Below are 15717 nucleotides of genomic sequence, written 5' to 3' on the forward strand. Positions count from 1 at the left end.
AAGCAGTGGCGGCGCACCGGACGGCGCGCATCGAGCGCGAGCGCTGGCTAAGACACGGCAAAACGAAGGCGGCTCGCGCGGACATCGGCTGCGTCACGCGCCTTCCCAACCGTCGAACTCAAGCGAAACGCGTTCCCACAATCGCCGCAATCGCCGCAATCGCCGCAACGGCCGCAGCCCGACGTCACGCGTCGTTGATCGCGGCGTTTGTATAGACTTCCTGCACGTCGTCGAGATTTTCCAGCGCGTCGAGCAGCTTTTGCATCTTCACCGCGTCGTCGCCGCTGAATTCGACTTCCGTCTGCGGTTTCATCGTCACTTCGGCGAGTTCGGCCTTGAAGCCCGCGGCTTCGAGCGCGTCCTTCACCTTCTGGAAGTCGTTCGCCGGGCAGATCACTTCGATGCTGCCGTCCTCGTTCGTCACGACGTCGTCCGCGCCGGCTTCGAGCGCCGCGTCCATGAGCGTGTCTTCGGACGTGCCGGGCGCGAACAGGAACTGGCCGACGTGATCGAACATGAACGACACCGAGCCGTCCGTGCCCATGTTGCCGCCGAACTTCGAGAACGCGTGGCGCACTTCCGCGACGGTGCGGGTGCGGTTGTCCGTCATGGTGTCGACGATGATCGCCGCGCCGCCGATGCCATAGCCCTCGTAGCGGATTTCTTCGTAGTTCGCACCATCGACGCCGCCGACGCCGCGCTGGATCGCGCGGTTGACGTTGTCCTTCGGCATGTTGGCGTCGTAGGCCTTGTCGACGGCGAGCCGCAGGCGCGGGTTCGAATCGATGTCGCCGCCACCCATGCGCGCCGCGACCTGGATTTCCTTGATGAGGCGCGTCCAGACCTTGCCTTTCTTCGCGTCGGCCGCGGCCTTCTTATGCTTGATGTTGGCCCATTTCGAATGACCCGCCATTACCTTTCTCCGTCGCGCGCGGCGAGAAACCGAGCGCCAAATGTGCTGTGATGCGTGCTGAAAATGTCCGCGCCGCCTGGGTTCGCGCGTGGTTGCGTGGTCGAGCGGCAAGCTGGATTCCGTCGGTCAAGCGCGTTTCGCTTGAAGCGTCTTTCGCACGCGCCACCGGGGACGCAGCGCCCGATCGACCGATTAGGAACAGACCGAAATTTTATCATGGCCCCAAGCGGCGGCAGCACCCGCCTGGCCGAACGGACGATGAAAACGAAACCGCCGCACGGGCGTGCGGCGGCGCGGGCGGAGCAGCGAAGCGCGAAAGCGCGTCAGTTGCGCGTGCCGAACAGGCGGTCGCCGGCATCGCCGAGGCCGGGGATGATATACGCATGCTCGTTCAGATGCGAGTCCAGCGACGCCACGTAGAGCTTGACGTCCGGATGCGCGTCCTGGAACACCTTCACGCCCTCCGGCGCGGCCACGAGCGCCACGAAGATGATGTTCTCGTCCTGCACGTTGCGGCGCTTCATCACGTCGACGGCGTGTACGGCCGAGTAACCGGTCGCGACCATCGGATCGCACAGGATGAACACGCGCTCTTCCAGATCGGGCGGCAGGCGCACGAGATACTCGACCGGACGATGATCGTCCGCGCGATACACGCCGATATGCCCGACGCGCGCCGACGGAATCAGGTCGAGCAGGCCGTCCGACATGCCGATGCCCGCGCGCAGCACCGGCACGATCGCGAGCTTCTTGCCGGCGATGACCGGCGCGTCGATTTCGACGAGCGGGGTGGCGACGCGCTTCGTCGTCAGTTGCAGGTTGCGCGTGATCTCATAGCCCATCAGCAGCGTGATTTCCCGCAGCAGTTCGCGGAACGTGCGCGTCGACGTGTCCTTGTCGCGCATGTGCGTGAGCTTGTGCTGGATCAGCGGGTGATTGAGGATGAAGAGATTCGGGAAGCGGCTGTCTTGTTTCATGGGTCTCGCGCGGTGCGCGTCCTGCTCGGGTGATGGTCCTGCCTCAGGCGATGAGCGCGGCGCGCACGGAGCGAGCGCCGGACAAGGCAGTGGCGACAGTTTACCGAAAAGGCCGGCATCGTTTAGGAATAATCGTCCGCTGGCTGTCCGCGGCTCTGTGCATCGCGACCGCCGACGTTGCCGCCCCGATTCTTCTAGAATGCGCGTGAGACGTTTCGAAGCGCGCAACAGATTCGCATCGCGCTTCGCTTCGAGCCAATTATTCGAACACGCAACGACGACATGGAGGATGGACGATGGATCTGGGAATCGCGGGGCGCACCGCGCTCGTATGCGCAGCAAGCAAGGGACTCGGGCGCGGCTGCGCGGAAGCGCTCGCCGCCGAGGGCGTGAATCTGGTGATCACGGCGCGCACGGCCGAAACGCTCGAAGCCACTGCCGAGAGCATCCGTTCGAAGTACGGCGTGGATGTGCAGGCCGTCGCGTGCGACATCACCACGCCCGCCGGTCATGCCGCGGCGCTCGCCGCCTGCCCGCAGCCGGACATCCTCGTGAACAACGCGGGCGGCCCGCCGCCGGGCGACTTCCGCAACTTCACGCATGAAATGTGGATCAAGGCGCTCGAAGCAAACATGCTGACGCCGATCGAGCTGATCAGGCGGACCATCGACGGCATGATCGATCGCGGTTTCGGGCGCATCGTAAACATCACGAGTTCGTCGGTGAAGGCGCCGATCGATGTGCTCGGTCTCTCGAACGGCGCGCGCTCGGGGCTGACCGGCTTCGTCGCGGGCGTGGCGCGCAAGGTCGCGTCCACCGGCGTCACCATCAACAACCTGCTGCCGGGCACCTTCGACACCGACCGCGTCGCCGTCACGTTCGAGGCGCAGGCGAAGGCGCAGAACATCACCGTCGAAGAGGCGCGCGCACAGCGGGCGCAGGCGCTGCCGGCGGGGCGCTTCGGCCACGCCGACGAGTTCGGCAGAACGTGCGCGTTCCTGTGCAGCGTGCATGCGGGCTACATCATCGGGCAGAACGTCCTGATCGATGGCGGCGCTTATCCGGGGACGTACTGAGCATGAGCACGCGCGTCGCGCTGATCGCGCACGACATGAGAAAGGACGACATCGTGGCGCTCGCGGGCCAGTATGCCGAGACGCTCGCGCAGTGCCGGCTCGTCGCGACCGGAACGACGGGCGCGCGCATCGCGGCGGCGCACGGGCTCGAGGTCGAGCGCAAGCTGTCCGGCCCGCACGGCGGCGACTTGCAGATCGGCGGAGAACTGGCGGAGGGCCGCGTTGACGTGGTGATCTTCCTGCGCGACCCGATGACGCCGCAGCCGCACGAGCCGGACATCAACGCGCTCGTGCGCGCCTGCGACGTGCAGAACGTGCCGTGTGCGACCAACGTCGCGACGGCGCGCATGATTCTGGACGAACTGCGCGCACGCCTTCTGCAGGCGCGCTGAAGCATCACGAAACCACGGAGACGATCGAGCGATGACCAAGGCAATCCGATTCGACAAGACAGGCGGCCCGGAAGTGATGAAGTGGGTCGATGTGGACGTGGGCGAGCCGGGCAAGGGCGAAATCCGCGTGAAGCATCACGCGGTGGGGCTCAACTTCATCGACGTGTATTTTCGCACCGGCCTTTATCCGATGCCGCTGCCAGGCGGACTCGGCATGGAAGGCGCGGGCGAAGTGACGGCGGTGGGCGAGGGCGTCACGCAATTCAAGCCGGGCGATCGCGTCGCGTATGCGTCGCGTCCGCCGGGTGCTTATGCCGAAGAGCGTGTCATGGCGGCCGACTACGTCGTGAAGCTGCCGGATGCGATCGGCTATGAGGATGCCGCATCGATCATGCTGCAGGGTCTGACCGCGCAGTATCTGCTGCGCCGCACGTATCAGGTCAAGGCGGGCGACACGGTGCTCATCCACGCGGCGGCGGGCGGTGTGGGCATGCTCGCGTGCCAGTGGGCGAAGGCGCTCGGCGCGACGGTGATCGGCACGGTCGGCTCGGACGAGAAGGCGGAGATTGCGAAGGCGCACGGCTGCGATCATCCGATCGTCTATACGCGCGACAACTTCACTCAGCGCGTGCGCGAGATCACGAACGGCGCGGGCGTGCCGGTCGTCTACGATTCGATCGGCAAGGACACCTACATTGCGTCGCTCGATTGCCTCGCGCCGCTCGGCCTCTTCGTGAGCTTCGGCAATTCGTCGGGGCCGCTGCCGCCGATCGATTCGTCGGAACTCGCGGGACGCGGCTCCCTGTACTTCACGCGCCCGACGCTTTTCAGCTATATCGCGAAGCGCAGCGACCTCGACACGATGGCGGCCGAATTGTTCGATGTCGTGTCGTCGGGGAAGGTCAAGACGAATGTGCGGCAGCGTTATCCGATCGCGGAAGCGGCGCGCGCGCACGAAGACCTGGAAGCGCGCAGAACGACGGGGTCGACCGTTCTGCTGCCTTGAGCACGTGCGTCGCGCGAACTAGACGCGCTGGTTCTGACGCGCGAGCATCGGAGCCAGCGGGTCTCGCGCGATGAGCGCATCGAGCGCGTCATCGAGCGGCTCGTTCCCGCCGACGAAGCCGATCGTCAGATTCTTCACGCCACGCAACATGCATCGCACCGCCAGTTCGGCGACATCTTCGCGCGATACGGCGGGCATGCTGCGCGTCCGCTCGCCGGCCAGTGCAATTGCGCCGCGCGCCGGCGCATCCGACAGCGGGCCGGGCCGCAAAATGACATAGGGCACGCCGCGCTGCGCGACGTAGTCATCGGCTTCGCGTTTCATGCGCGAATAGTGGCGAAGCGAGAGCGGGTTACTGTCGGGATCGAACGCCGACAACGCGCTCACCACGATGAGTTGCCGCACGCGGCGGCGCTTCGCGTAATCGGCGGTGCGCATGACAGCGTCGCGATCGATCGCGCGTTCCTCGTGCACGCCTTCCGTTTCCGCCGATCCGGCGGCATAAATGACGTGAGTGATGTCGTCCAGCGCGTGGGAGAAGTCGTGGGTCAGGTCGCCCAGCACGATCTGCGCGCCGAGCGCCGCGAACTCGCTCTTTTGCGCCGACTTGCGCAACAGCGCGCAAAAAGGGATGCGCTGCTCATGCAGCCGCCGCGCGACAGGACGGCCCGTGCGGCCGTGCGCGCCGATCAGCAGAACTTTCATCGCTTTCATTCGTGGTCGCTCCGTTGCGGCTTGCCATCCTGAACAACGTACGCGATTTTCGGGGCGCGCGCCACGTCGCGTTGCTACTCGGCGGCTCCGGCCGCCTGCGCGCCGCCCTTGCGCCGCGCGCGCCGCGCTTCCGAGCGCAGCCGGATGCGGTCCATGTACAGATACACGACCGGCGTCGTATAGAGCGTCAGCATCTGACTGACGATCAGCCCGCCGACGATTGCAATGCCGAGCGGCGCGCGCATCTCCGAGCCTTCGCCGGTGCCGAACGCGAGCGGCAGCGCGCCGAGCAGCGCGGCGGCGGTCGTCATCATGATCGGGCGAAAGCGCAGGAGGCACGCTTCCTCGATCGCATCGCGCGATGTCTTCGCGCCGTTGCGCGTCGCCTCGATCGCGAAGTTGACCATCATGATCGCGTTCTTCTTGACGATGCCAATGAGCAAGATGACCGCGATCAGCGCGATGATGCTGAACTCCGTCTTGAAGAGCAGCAGCGCGAGCAGCGCGCCGACGCCCGCGGACGGCAGCGTCGAGAGAATGGTGATCGGATGGATATAGCTCTCGTACAGAATGCCGAGGACGATATACACCGCCGCGAGCGCCGCGAGAATGAGCAGCGGCTGGTCGTTCATCGATTGCTGGAACGCCTGCGCGGTGCCCTGGAAATTGCCGTGGATGGTCTGCGGCACGCCGATCTGCGCCATCGTCTCGTAGATGGCGGCGGTCGCCTCCGACAGCGACTTGCCCGGCGGAAGATTGAACGAAATGGTCGACGCGACGAACTGGCTCTGGTGATTCACCGACAGCGGCGTGTTCCCCGGCCCGAACTTGGCGATGGCCGATAGCGGCACCATCGTTTCCTTCGATGTCGATACCGCCGCCCCCGACGACGAACCCGACTTGCCGCTCGCCGCAATTGCGTTGGTGGCCGAATTGCGCACGGATTCGAGCGCGAGCGCGGCGGTCGTGTCCGACGTGCTCGTGGATGCCCCGCCCGCGCCGGTCGAACCGGTTGCCGAACTGGACGCCGTGCTCGTCGTGCTCGAGGTCGTTGTCGAATTCGTCGAGGCCGCGCCGCTCGCCGTGCCGCCCGACGTGCTGATGTAGATCTGCTTCAGCATTTCCGGGTCTTGCCAGTACTTCGGCGCGACTTCCATCACCACGTGATACTGCGACAACGCGTTGTAGATCGTGGATACCTGCCGCTGGCCGAACGCGTCGTAGAGCGTATTGTCGATCTGCGCGGGCTTGATGTTCAGGCGCGCGGCGGTCGCGCGGTCGAACGTGACCATCGCTTCGAGGCCGCCTTGCTGCTGGTCCGAGTTGACGTCCGTGAGTTCGGGGCGATGCTGCAGCGCCTCGGTCAGCTTCGGTCCCCACGTATAGAGGTCGGACGTGGTGTCGGAAAGCAGCGTGAACTGATACTGCGCGTTCGACTGCCGCCCGCCCACGCGAATGTCCTGCACCGCCTGCAGGAAGGTGCGCGCGCCGGCGACATCGGCGAGCGGCTTGCGCAGCCGGCTGATCACCTGATCGGCCGAGACCTTGCGCTCGTTTTTCGGCTTGAGCGAGATGAACATGAAGCCCGAATTCGTGGAACGGCCGCCCGTGAAACCGGCGACGCTATCGACGGCCGGGTCCGCTTCCACGATGCGCATCATTTCCGAGAACTTCGTCTTCATCGCCTGAAACGACGTGCTCTGGTCCGCCTGAATGCCGCCGACGATGCGCCCCGTGTCCTGCTGCGGGAAGAAGCCCTTCGGCACGATCACATACAGATAGACGTTCAGCGCGATGGTCAGGAGCAGCACGACCAGAATGAGCAGCGGATGCCCGAGCGCCCAGCCGAGCGTGCGCGCATAGCCGCGCTGCAGCCGGTCGAATTGCCGTTCGAGCCAGCGCGCGATCCGTCCTTCCTCGCGCTTTTCATGCGCTTCCTGCAAGAGGCGCGAGCACATCATCGGCGTGACCGTCAGCGACACGACGAGCGATACGGCAATCGCCAGCGACAGCGTGAGCGCGAATTCGCGAAACAGCCGGCCGACGATGCCGCCCATCAGCAGAATCGGCAGGAACACCGCGACGAGCGACACGCTGATCGACAGCACGGTGAAGCCGACTTCGCGCGCGCCGATGATCGCCGCCCGCCTGCGCGGCACGCCGTTCTCCACGTGACGCGCGATGTTTTCCAGCACGACGATGGCGTCGTCGACCACGAAGCCCGTCGCGATGGTCAGCGCCATCAGCGAGAGATTGTCGAGCGAGAAGCCGAGCAGGTACATCGCTGCGAAGGTGCCGATGATGGATATCGGCACGGCGACGCTCGGTATCAGCGTCGCGCGCCAGTTGCGCAGGAAGAGGAACACGACCATCACGACGAGCGCCACCGCGATCACGAGCGTCAGTTCGGTGTCGTGCAGCGATGCGCGGATGGTGGTCGAACGGTCGGCCGTGGGCGTGATCTGGACATCGGCGGGAAGGGCGGCCTGCAACTGCGGCAGCATGGACTTCACGCGGTCGATCGTCTCGATGATGTTCGCGCCCGGCTGGCGATACAGAATGACGAGCACCGCGCGCTTGTTGTTGATGAGGCCGAGGTTGCGCAGGTCTTCGACCGAATCGACGACTTCGCCCACGTCCGACAGCCTGACCGCCGACCCGTTGCGATACGCCACCACGAGGTCTTTGTACTGCGACGCCTTGCTCGCCTGATCGTTGGTGTAGAGCTGAACGCGCGTGCCCTTGAACTCGATCGCGCCTTTGGGGCTGTTCGCGTTCGCCGACGCGAGCGCCGCGCGCACGTCCTCCAGCCCGATGCCATAGTGAAACAGCGCGCCCGGCTCCAGTTCCACACGCACGGCCGGATTGGCCGAGCCGCTCACGTCCACTTCGCCGACGCCCGGCACCGTCGATAGCGTCTGCTGCAGCACGGTCGCGGCGGAGTCGTAGAGGGAGCCTGCCGTGCGTGTCGGCGATGAAAGCGCGAGCACGAGAATCGGCGCATCCGCGGGATTGACCTTGTGGTACGTCGGATTGCTGCGCAAGGAAGTCGGCAGGTCGGCGCGCGCCGCGTTGATCGCGGCCTGCACGTCGCGCGCGGCGCCGTCGATGTCGCGGTTGAGGCCGAATTGCAGCGTGATGCGCGTGCTGCCGACGGAGCTCATCGACGTCATTTCGCTCACATCGGCGATGCTGCCGAGATGCCGCTCGAGCGGACTCGCGACGCTCGTCGCCACCGTCTCCGGGCTCGCGCCGGGCAGCGACGCCTGCACGGAGATGGTCGGGAAGTTAACTTGCGGCAAGGGCGCGACCGGCAGCTTCACGAATGCGAACATGCCGGCGAGCGCGATGCCGATGGCGAGCAGCGTCGTCGCGACGGGCCGGTCGATGAAGAGGCGCGACAGGTTCATGGCTTACTCCACGTCGCTCGCGGGCCGGGCGTCGGGCAGGCCGCGTCCGAAGCGTGCGCGCAGGCGCTGGCCGAGCGAATCGAACGCGAGATAGATCACCGGCGTCGTGAAGAGCGTGAGCAACTGGGACACGATCAGGCCGCCGACGATTGCAATGCCCAGCGGATGCCTGAGCTCCGAACCCGCGCCCCAGCCGAGCATCAGCGGCAGCGCGCCGAGGAGCGCGGCCATCGTCGTCATGAGAATGGGGCGGAAGCGCAGCAGGCACGCCTGGAAGATCGCCTCGCGCGGCGCCTTGCCCTGATCGCGCTCCGCTTCGAGCGCGAAGTCGATCATCATGATCGCGTTTTTCTTCACGATGCCGATCAAGAGCACGATGCCGATGATCCCGATGATGTCCAGATCGTGCCCGGTGATCATCAGCGAGAGGAGCGCGCCGACGCCGGCCGACGGCAGCGTCGAAAGAATGGTGATCGGATGGATGAAACTCTCGTACAGCACGCCGAGCACGATATACATCGTGAGGATGGCCGCGAGGATCAGGAACAGTTCGTTCGACAGCGACGCCTGGAACGCGAGCGCCGCGCCCTGATAGCGAATCTGGAACGAAGCGGGCAGGCCGATTTCGTTCTTCGCCTGCTCGATCGCCTTCACCGCCGCGCCGAGCGATGCGCCCTTCGCGAGGTTGAACGATACGGTCGTCGCCGGGAACTGGCCGAGATGCGTGACGAGCAAGGGCGCTGCGCGCTCATGGAACTTCGCGATGCTCGAGAGCGGCACTTGTCCGTTCGTCGCGGTGGAAGAGGGCAGATAGATGCCGTTGAGCGTTTCGCTGTAGTGCGCGTCGCTCGGTTCGGCTTCGAGAATCACGCGGTACTGGTTCGATTGCGTGAAGATGGTCGAGATGATGCGCTGGCCGAAGGCGTCGTAGAGCGCGTTGTTGACGGTTGCCGGCGTGATGCCGAAGCGCGCGGCCGTCGCCCGGTCGATTTCAACGTACACGGACTGGCCGTTCTGCTGCAGGTCCGTGGCGACATCCGTCAGGATCGACGTATGTTGCAGCTTCTCGACGAGCTTCGGCACCCACTCCGCGAACTCGGTCGCGTTCGGGTCCGTCAGCATGAACTGATATTGCGTCGGGCTGACGGTGGAGTCGATCGTCAGGTCTTGCACCGGCTGCATGTACAGCTTGATGCCGGGGATATCCGCGACTTCGCTCTGAATGGTGCGGATGATTTCGCTCGACGTATTGCTGCGGTCGTCGCGCGGCTTGAGGTTGATGAGCATGCGCCCGCTGTTGAGCGTGATGTTCGTGCCATCGACGCCGACGAACGACGTGAGACTTTCGACATCCGCGTTCTCAAGAATCTTTTTCGCGAGCGCCTGCTGCTGCTCCGCGACCGCCTGATACGAAGCGGCCTGCGGCGCTTGCGTGATCGCCTGGATGACGCCCGTGTCCTGCGTCGGGAAGAAGCCCTTCGGAATGAACACGTAGAGCACGCCGGTCAGCACGAGCGTGAGCACGGCCACAACCAGCGTCGCGCGCTGACGTTCCAGCACCCATTCGAGCGCGACCGCATAACGGCCGATCACGTATTCGATGAACCGGTGCGCGCGCGCCTCGAAACGCTTGCTGTCGCGCGGCGGCGTGTGGCGCAGGAGCTTCGCGCACATCATCGGGACGAGCGTGAGCGAGACGATCGCCGAAATCACGATGGTCACGGCGAGCGTGATCGCGAATTCGTGGAACAGCCGGCCGACGACATCGCCCATGAAGAGCAGCGGAATCAGCACGGCGATCAGGGAAACCGTGAGCGAGATGATGGTGAAGCCGATCTGCCGGCTGCCCTTCAGCGCGGCTTCGAGCGGCGGATCGCCTTCTTCGACGTAACGCGCGATGTTCTCGATCATCACGATGGCGTCGTCGACGACGAAGCCGGTCGCGATGGTCAGCGCCATCAGCGAGAGGTTGTCGAGCGAAAAGCCGCAGAGGTACATGACGGCGAGCGTGCCGACGAGCGACAGCGGCACCGACAGACTCGGAATGATGGTCGCGTAGACGTTGGCGAGGAAGAGATAGATGACCATCACGACCAGCACGACGGACAGCGCGAGCTCGAACTGCACATCGCGCACCGACGCGCGGATGGTCGTGGTGCGGTCGGTTACGACGCGCACGTCGAGCGCGGCCGGCAGCGATTGCTGCAGATTCGGCAGCAGCTTCTTGATGCCGTCCACCACCTGGATGACGTTTGCGCCCGGCTGGCGCTGCACGTTGAGAATGATCGCGGGCGTGGCATCGACCCACGCGCCGAGCTTCGTGTTTTCCGGACCCTGCACGATGGTCGCGACGTCGGTCAGCATCACCGGCCGGCCGTTGCGATACGCGACGACCGCGCTCTTGTACGCGTTCGCATCGGTCAGCTGATCGTTCGCGTTGATGGTGTAGGCGCGCGTCGGGCCGTCGAAGTTGCCCTTCGGCGTGTTGACGTTGAGATTCGAAATGGTCGTGCGCAGGTCGTCGATGTTCAGGCCATACGACGCGAGCGCGCGCGTGTTCGCCTGGATGCGCACCGCCGGGCGATTGCCGCCGCTGATCGACACGAGCCCGACGCCCGCCACTTGCGAGATTTTCTGCGCGAGGCGGGTATCGGCGAGATCCTGCACTTGCGTGAGCGGCAGCGTGTCCGAGCTGATCGCGAGCGTCATGATCGGCGCGTCGGCGGGATTCACCTTCGCGTAGATCGGCGGCGCGGGCAGGTCGGACGGCAGCAGATTGCCCGCCGCGTTGATTGCGGCCTGCACTTCCTGCTCGGCGATATCGAGCGGCAGGTCGAGGCTGAACTGCAGCGTGATGACCGATGCCCCCGCCGAACTCTGCGACGACATCTGGTTGAGACTCGCCATCTGCCCGAACTGCTTCTCGAGCGGCGCGGTAACGCTCGACGTCATCACGTCGGGCGACGCGCCCGGATAGAACGTCTGGACCTGGATGGTCGGGTAGTTGACGGCGGGCAGCGCGGAAAGCGGCAGAAAGCGCAGCGCGACGAGGCCGACCAGCATGATCGCCGCCATCAGGAGCGCCGTGCCGACCGGACGCAGGATAAAAATGCGGGAGGGATTCATGCGTTGGCCTGACCGTTACTGCGGCTGCTGCTGACGCCGATGATGACGCGTGCCGGACGCCGCCGACGCCGGCGCGGCGGCGGAAGCGCCCGAGGCGCCCGAGGCGCCCGACGCCCCCGCTGCCCGCTCCGCTGGAATCGTGATTTTCGCGCCTTCCTTCAGGCGGTCCGAACCGTCGATCACCACGCGCTCGCCCACTTGCAGCCCGGACTTGACGCTGGTGCGCTCGCCATCGACGGGGCCGGTCTTCACGTTGCGAACGGTCACGGTGTTGTCCGCCTTCACGACGTACACGAACGCGCCCGACGAACCGTTGAGCACCGCCGAAGTCGGCACGATGGTCGCGTTCCTGATCACATCGACGAGGAGCTTCGTGTTCACGAACTGGTTCGGGAACAGCATGCCTTCCTTGTTCTGGAACGTAGCGCGCAGCTTGACCGTGCCCGTCGTCGTGTCGATCTGATTGTCGACGGTCTCCAGATAGCCGGCTTCGAGCGCGGTGGTGTTCGCGCGGTCATAGGCCGTCACCGACATCTTCGTGCCTGCGTGCAGCGGCTTCAGGATCGCGGCGAGATTGTCTTCGGAGGTCGTGAAGATCACGCTGATCGGCTGCAACTGCGTGATGACGACCACGCCGTTGGTATCGCCCGTCGTGACGTAATTGCCCGGATCGACCTGCCGCAGACCCACGCGCCCCGATACCGGCGCGGTGATGCGCGCGTAAGTCAGATCGAGCTTGTAGGTATCGACGTTGGCCTGATCGGACTTCACCGCGCCTTCGTACTGCTTGACGAGCGATGCCTGCGTGTCCACCTGCTGCTTCGCGATGGAGTCCTGCGAAAGCAGCGTCTGATAGCGCTGCAAATCGAGGCGCGCGGTCTGCAGCAACGCCTGATCGCGGGCGAGCGTGCCTTCGGCGTTGCGCAATGAAATCTCGTACGGGCGGGGGTCGATCTGCGCGAGAAGGTCGCCCTTCCTGACCATCTGACCTTCGGTGAACGCGACGTTCATCAGCGTGCCGTTCAACTGGGTCTTGACCGTGACGTTCGCGAGCGGCGTGACCGTGCCGAGCGAGTTGATGACCACGGGCATCTCGCCTTGCGAGACGGTCGCGACATGCACCGGCTGCGGCTGGTTCATCGGGTTCGCGCCGCGCCGTGCGCCCTGACGCGCCTCCTGCGGCTGGCCGGACGTGCCGCCGCGATTCCACGGATGCCACCACGCCACCGCACCCGCGACGATCAGCACCGCGACGACGAGCGGCACGAGCCGGCGACGGCGCGGCGGCGCAGCAGTGACGGGCGGGGCGGGATCGGCGGGGCGCGTGGGCTTCTGGCGTGATTGCGCGGGAGTGGTCTTTTGGTCGTCCATCGTTTGGTGGCTGGGTCTTTCCAAGTCTGTCGTACGGGGCGCGGATGGGCGGCATCTCGCGATGCGGTCGGGGCGGGGTCCGGGAAGGTCGGCGGCGGGCGCCACGCCCGTCCGTTCAGGAAAAGCCGATGTAAGCAGGGCTTCGGCCAAGGGTCCCGGCGCGGCCCCGGTGCGCGCGAAGCATGATGCTACCCCGGTGCGCGCGAAGCATGATGCTACGTCTCGCGCCCATGCCCGTCCACCGGGCATTCTTTCTGTTGATTACGGGTGTAACACGCGGCCCTGAATGGGCCGAAGCGCGGCCGCGAGACGGCGTGCGACGGCAGGGGCCATCGTCGTCAGGCGCGTAAGTCTACTTGGTCTCGCGAGTGGACGCTCTCGCGCCCGGCGTGCCGCCGATTTCGCGCGCGATGTATTCGACGCATTCGAGCAGTGCGGGCGCGACGCTTTCGACGAGCGTTTCATGCGGACACTGATGCGCCGCTCCCCCGCAGTTGACCGAGTACCGCTCCTCCGACGGCCCGACGAAACCCGCGGCCACCGCGTTGAGGCCCAGATGCCATTCGCCGAGCGATATCGCGAAGCCGTGACGGCGCGCATCGTCGAGACCGCGTTGCAGGCCGCCCGCGATGGCCGGCCAGTCATCGCCCGATGCGGTCTGCAGGCTGCCGATCAGCGCCTGCCGGTCGTGATCGTCGAGCACCGACAGATACGCCCGCCCGATCGCCGTGCGGCTCAGGTCCATCCTGCCGCCGACATCGAGCCGTGAAACGAGCACGGCGGAACGCGGGCGGATTGCGTCGATGACCACCATCTCCAGCCGATCGCGCACGGCGAGATGCACGCTCAGGCCGGTGCGCTCCGCGAGCGCGATGAGAAAGGGCCGCGCCCTTGCGCGAATGTCGAAGTTGCGCAGGAAGCCGTTGCTGAGTTCGAGCACCGACGCCGTCAGCACGAAACGCTCGCTGTCGGGCAAGCGAAGGAGCAAGCCGGCGCCTACGAGCGTCGCGGTGATGCGCGAGACCGTCGGTTTCGGGATGCCGGTCCAGTCGGTCAGCTCGCGATTGCTGACGGGCGCGTCGGCGGCGGCGATCCGGCGCAGCACATCGAGGCCACGGGCGAGCGCAGTGACCTCATCGCCATCCTTTTCTTTTGCTTTTTCCCGGCTCGACGACCGGCTGCTCATCGTGTGCATTTGCATAATGAAACATCGTTTCGAACGCGAGGTTTCGCGAAAGTCAGCTGTTGCGCGGCCTCAAACTTGCAAGCCATGCAAGTACCGATGATAAGTGGTATCGATCACGTTACTTTTCGATGATACGTCCCCGCAACACCGCTGTCGGGCAGATGCCCGGACGCCGAAATTTTGCTTGACCTGAGCAGTGATCCCGTAAAAAATGGAATCCGATTTCGAAACCGGGGTGACGTGCACAGTCGCTTACCGCCTCGGGCTTCGATTACCGGCTCTCAGGTTCTAGCACGGCCCTCGGAATGGCTAGAACTTTTAAGGCGCTACGGCAACGTAGCGCCTTTTTTTTTTCGCCCGCGGTTTTTGAATGCCGGACTCGACTTGGAGTTGAGCTGGCCCTGAATATACGCTCAAAGCGCATGAGGCGCTTACCGTTGCGCCGGTGAAAGCGGGAGGCCTGTAAATGCGCCGGCGTATAGCGCGTGACGGTTCGCCGGTAGCGACTGATCGCCCCGGCAAATGCGCGCTTAGTGCAGTTCGGTGAACACGCGGCGCTGGCGGAGTAGCAGCTTGCCGCGAACCAGCCAATAAACGCTCGCGACGAGCAGCAGCACGGCGACGCCGAGCGGCACCAGGGGATGGATGCGTTCCGGCGAGGGCTGGCTCGTGGCGACGAGCAGCGCGGCGAACAAGGCGCCGCCGGCCTGATAGTAGGAGCGCTTCGCGAGGATGCGCCGCATGCGATGGGTGGTGAAACGGGAGACGGGTGCGCGGGTGAAGGGTTCGAAAAGCATCAGCCCGGCGACGAGGGCGATGGAGACGTTCATATAAAGCATGGTGTTGACGATGATGGGGAGGGCGTGGACTGCAGCGGAATATATGCCGATGCATCGCCGACCAAAACCAGAAGTCTCCTAAATGTAGAGGGAAGACTCTACTGCTCATCAGATTCCGCCGACGGCGCGCGTCAAGCGAGTTCCCTCGTCATGCAAGCTTCGCGGTTCGCGGCAATCCGGACAGCGTATGATGAGCGCGCGTTTTCACGTAGGAGCAAGACCATGCAGACGACCCCTTTCGCTCGCGTCGCGATGGCGCTTATGGCGCTCGGCGTGCTGGCCGCGTGCGAGAAGCACGACGCCACCGCGGGCCAGGCCGCGAGTGCGCTCAATAACCTCGCGAGCCAGACCAACCAGAAGTTCGATCAGGCGGCGAGCTACGTCGGCCAGAAAGTGGATGCCGCAAAGCAGTCCGCGCAACAGGGCATGGACAAGGCGGGCGCGATGCCCGACCTGTCGGCGAGCGGCGTCGCGGCATCGGCACGGGCCAACCTTCAGGGTGCGGCGAGCGCCACCAACGCCGCCATCGCCGATGCCGCCAGCGCGACGGGCGCGGGTCTGCAGTCGGCAGGACGCAAGCTGCAGGAGTGGTCGGCGAAGGATGGCGGCGCATCGGGGGCGAGTCCCTCCGCCGATTCGTCCGGTACGCGCACGGACATGGACAAGTAGGCCCGGGCTAACATTCCGTTACGTCCGCGATGCGCGCC

The 15717-nt window shown here is 65.3% G+C and carries 12 protein-coding genes; 4 read left to right on the top strand and 8 right to left on the bottom strand.

From position 1 onward, the window contains the following. Positions 1-184: 184 nt before the first annotated feature. Both P9255_RS23950 and upp read right to left on the bottom strand, forming a co-directional pair. Positions 185-913, bottom strand: a complete 729-nt coding sequence (locus P9255_RS23950; protein WP_309765220.1) for a YebC/PmpR family DNA-binding transcriptional regulator — start codon at positions 911-913, stop codon at positions 185-187. Positions 914-1236: 323 nt separating this feature from the next. Then, positions 1237-1890: a uracil phosphoribosyltransferase gene (upp, locus tag P9255_RS23955; protein ID WP_309765219.1), complete on the bottom strand. Its 654-nt coding sequence runs from the start codon at positions 1888-1890 to the stop codon at positions 1237-1239. A 296-nt stretch (positions 1891-2186) separates the two neighbouring features. On the opposite strand from upp, the gene P9255_RS23960 reads away from it, so the two are divergent. Genes P9255_RS23960 through P9255_RS23970 form a run of 3 tightly spaced genes read left to right on the top strand, consistent with a single transcriptional unit; the run spans position 2187 to position 4364 of the window. Next, positions 2187-2966 (top strand): SDR family oxidoreductase, encoded by a 780-nt coding sequence (locus tag P9255_RS23960; protein WP_309765218.1) that lies wholly within the window; start codon positions 2187-2189, stop codon positions 2964-2966. Between the two features lie 2 nt (positions 2967-2968). Then, positions 2969-3358: a methylglyoxal synthase gene (locus P9255_RS23965; protein ID WP_309765217.1), complete on the top strand. Its 390-nt coding sequence runs from the start codon at positions 2969-2971 to the stop codon at positions 3356-3358. 31 nt (positions 3359-3389) lie between these two features. After that, entirely contained in the window at positions 3390-4364 is a 975-nt protein-coding gene (locus tag P9255_RS23970; protein ID WP_309765216.1) for a quinone oxidoreductase, read from the top strand. Positions 4365-4382: 18 nt separating this feature from the next. On the opposite strand, the gene P9255_RS23975 is transcribed toward P9255_RS23970, so the two are convergent. The 6 genes from P9255_RS23975 to P9255_RS24000 form a co-directional block, all read right to left on the bottom strand. Further along, entirely contained in the window at positions 4383-5078 is a 696-nt protein-coding gene (locus P9255_RS23975; protein ID WP_309765215.1) for an SDR family oxidoreductase, read from the bottom strand. A gap of 74 nt (positions 5079-5152) precedes the next feature. Then, entirely contained in the window at positions 5153-8488 is a 3336-nt protein-coding gene (locus P9255_RS23980; protein WP_309790528.1) for an efflux RND transporter permease subunit, read from the bottom strand. Positions 8489-8491: 3 nt separating this feature from the next. After that, a complete protein-coding gene (locus P9255_RS23985) occupies positions 8492-11614 on the bottom strand; it encodes an MdtB/MuxB family multidrug efflux RND transporter permease subunit (RefSeq protein WP_309790529.1) in 3123 nt (1040 codons plus the stop codon). Positions 11615-11629: 15 nt separating this feature from the next. Further along, positions 11630-12985, bottom strand: a complete 1356-nt coding sequence (locus P9255_RS23990) for an MdtA/MuxA family multidrug efflux RND transporter periplasmic adaptor subunit (RefSeq protein ID WP_309765212.1) — start codon at positions 12983-12985, stop codon at positions 11630-11632. A gap of 352 nt (positions 12986-13337) precedes the next feature. Next, entirely contained in the window at positions 13338-14180 is an 843-nt protein-coding gene (locus P9255_RS23995) for an IclR family transcriptional regulator (protein WP_309765491.1), read from the bottom strand. A 521-nt stretch (positions 14181-14701) separates the two neighbouring features. Further along, positions 14702-15001, bottom strand: coding sequence for a hypothetical protein (locus tag P9255_RS24000; RefSeq protein ID WP_309765211.1), 300 nt, complete (start codon positions 14999-15001; stop codon positions 14702-14704). 231 nt (positions 15002-15232) lie between these two features. Between P9255_RS24000 and P9255_RS24005 the strand changes: the two genes are divergently transcribed. Continuing rightward, a complete protein-coding gene (locus P9255_RS24005) occupies positions 15233-15679 on the top strand; it encodes a hypothetical protein (protein ID WP_309765210.1) in 447 nt (148 codons plus the stop codon). The last annotated feature ends 38 nt before the right edge of the window (positions 15680-15717 follow it).

The sequence above is a fragment of the Caballeronia sp. LZ019 genome (genome assembly GCF_031450825.1).
Taxonomy (GTDB): domain Bacteria; phylum Pseudomonadota; class Gammaproteobacteria; order Burkholderiales; family Burkholderiaceae; genus Caballeronia.